The sequence below is a fragment of the Cyanobium sp. LEGE 06143 genome (assembly GCF_015207535.1).
Taxonomy (GTDB): domain Bacteria; phylum Cyanobacteriota; class Cyanobacteriia; order PCC-6307; family Cyanobiaceae; genus NIES-981.
On record NZ_JADEWP010000295.1, the window covers coordinates 1 to 2,018 of the forward strand.

A 2,018-nucleotide genomic window follows, 5' to 3' on the forward strand; every position below is an offset into this window, starting at 1 on the left:
CAACGTCATCGTGAGGAAAGCGGAACAGGGCAGGGCTGAAAAGGGCAGAACGGCCTGCTCAGCTCTGGCTGCTCACGAACTCGTGGAAACGCCCAGCAAGATCCTGGAAGAAGCTGTCGCTTTGCTGCAGCAGGGAGTCCCAGCTGTCCTGAGTGGCCTGCTGGAGGCTCTCCAGCTGGACCTGGGCCTGGTCGCGGGCCTGGCGCAGTTCGGCGAGCCGCTTCCTGGTTTCGGCGCGCACGCTTTCGGCGGCGTTCTGCAGGCCCTGCTGCAGCTGGTCGATCTGGGCAGACCAGGCCTCGATCTGGGCCTGCTTCTTGTCGAGGATTGCCTGGCGGAGCTGCTCATCGGCGAGGCGCTGATCCAGCTCGCTGCGGCTGGCCTGCATCGTGGTGTTGGTGGGGGTCATGGATGGTTCCTGAAGTGCAACAACGGATGCGCCCCTGCTCTCGCCTATTGGGGAGTGTCTGGAAGGAAACACCAGAGAAGCGCCACAAGGCGTGAAGGCTGAGGGGAAACGTGCTTCCGAAATCCACTGTCAACGCGTCATTGCCAGAGCTGTTGGCAAGCGCAGAGAGACGAGCTGGATGTGACTGTTAAGTCGAAAGCGAACGTTGTGTCCGTTATTTCGACCCTAGCACGAAGTGATTGGTTGTCAACTCTCTGGCGCGTGATCAGTGGCGTTCCGAGATCACAATTCTGCCCAGATCGGTTGTGCTCAGAGGCCTCTCGGAGGGTGTGACTGCTGAACCTGAAGCCGCTGCATGCCAGCCGCCTAGTAGCGCAGCCGCACCGTGCGGGGCAGGGCTTCGCTGATGGCGCCTTCGGCATCGAGGGGGGGATAGGGCCGCCCCTGCTGGCGGCACCAGGCGGCCACCTCCGGGTAGCCCCACTCGAACAGCAGCCGCCTGTAGCGCTCAGGTCCCACCCCCTCGCCCTGGCTGGGCAGCAGCCCGGCGGCCTGGCGCTGGCGCAGGGCCTCGAACAGCAGCGTGGCCGTGGCCACGCTCACATTCAGCGACTGCACCATGCCGCTCATCGGAATCACGATCGCCTGGTCCACCAGGGCAATCGCCGCCGGGCTCAGCCCCCACTTCTCGGCCCCCAGCACGAAGGCGGTGGGGCCGGTGAAGTCGCAGCTGCGGTAGTCCACCGCCGTGGCGCTGAGGTGAGTGCCGTAGAGGCGGAAGCCCTGCTGCCGCAGAGTCTGCAGGCCCTCGGCGGCGCTGGCGTGGCGCTGCAGCGGCACCCATTTCTGGCTGCCCTGGGCCGTGGTGTTGAACAGGGGCAGGCGCCCCTCCAGGCACACCGCGTGGGCCTCCAGCACCCCCACCGCATCGCAGCTGCGCAGGATCGCCGAGAGGTTGTGGGGTTTGTGCACCTCCTCCAGCAGCACCGTGAGGTCGGCCATGCGGTGATTCAGCACCGCCTTGAGGCGCTCGAAGCGGCGGGGCAGCAGCGGCATGGGCACGATGGCGGCATGGAGGCTCCCAGCTTCGACCAGCGCGTCTACGCCGCCGTGGCCCGCATCCCGCAAGGGCGCCTCGCCACCTACGGCCACATCGCCGAGTCGATCGGTGCCTACGGCTGCGCCCGCCAGGTGGGCTGGGCCCTGCGCCGGCTGCCCCTGCCATCCGAGCTGCCCTGGCACCGGGTGGTGAACGCCCAGGGGCGGATCAGCTTCAACTCCAGCCGTGAGGGGAGCGACTGGATCCAGCGGCAGCTGCTGCTGGCCGAGGGCATCCCGGTGGACGGGGAAGGCCGTCTGCCCCTGGGGCGCTATCTGTGGGTGCCCCCCCTCGACCCAACCCTGCTTGCCTGAGCCCGTCTCCGCTGTCCCGGCTGACGCCGCCGATCGAGCCGCCCCCTCCGACTCCCCAGCGGCGGCCGGTCTGGCGTCGCGGCGGCTGGCCTGGGAGGTGCTGCTGGCCGTAGGCGGCGGCGCCTACGCCGATGTGGCCCTGGAGCGGGCGCTGCAGCGCAGCAGCCTGGAGGGGGTGGACCGGGCTCTGGCCACC

Annotated in this window: 3 protein-coding genes and 1 pseudogene; 2 read left to right on the forward strand and 2 right to left on the reverse strand. The window is 68.3% G+C overall.

Going from position 1 to position 2,018, the window contains the following annotated elements; all coding sequences use genetic code 11:
- Positions 1 to 58 precede the first annotated feature (58 nt).
- A complete protein-coding gene (locus IQ216_RS13705; RefSeq protein ID WP_193815911.1) occupies positions 59 to 409 on the reverse strand; it encodes a hypothetical protein in 351 nt (116 codons plus the stop codon).
- A gap of 366 nt (positions 410 to 775) precedes the next feature.
- A complete protein-coding gene (trmH, locus tag IQ216_RS13710; RefSeq protein WP_193815912.1) occupies positions 776 to 1,465 on the reverse strand; it encodes a tRNA (guanosine(18)-2'-O)-methyltransferase TrmH in 690 nt (229 codons plus the stop codon).
- A gap of 15 nt (positions 1,466 to 1,480) precedes the next feature.
- Here trmH and IQ216_RS13715 point away from each other — a divergent pair, with 15 nt between their 5' ends.
- Together IQ216_RS13715 and IQ216_RS13720 are read left to right on the forward strand one after the other, a co-directional pair.
- Positions 1,481 to 1,822: an MGMT family protein gene (locus IQ216_RS13715; protein ID WP_193815913.1), complete on the forward strand. Its 342-nt coding sequence runs from the start codon at positions 1,481 to 1,483 to the stop codon at positions 1,820 to 1,822.
- A pseudogene (locus tag IQ216_RS13720) lies at positions 1,815 to 2,018 on the forward strand (hypothetical protein); the annotation flags it as partial. The gene IQ216_RS13715 and the pseudogene IQ216_RS13720, both read left to right, overlap by 8 nt.

What these genes read in the sequence shown, in the direction of transcription:
- trmH (WP_193815912.1), bottom strand. Translation starts at nt 1,465, where the DNA reads ATGCCGCTGCTGCCCCGCCGCTTCGAGCGCCTCAAGGCGGTGCTGAAT.
- IQ216_RS13705 (WP_193815911.1), bottom strand. Translation starts at nt 409, where the DNA reads ATGACCCCCACCAACACCACGATGCAGGCCAGCCGCAGCGAGCTGGAT.
- IQ216_RS13715 (WP_193815913.1), top strand. Translation starts at nt 1,481, where the DNA reads ATGGAGGCTCCCAGCTTCGACCAGCGCGTCTACGCCGCCGTGGCCCGC.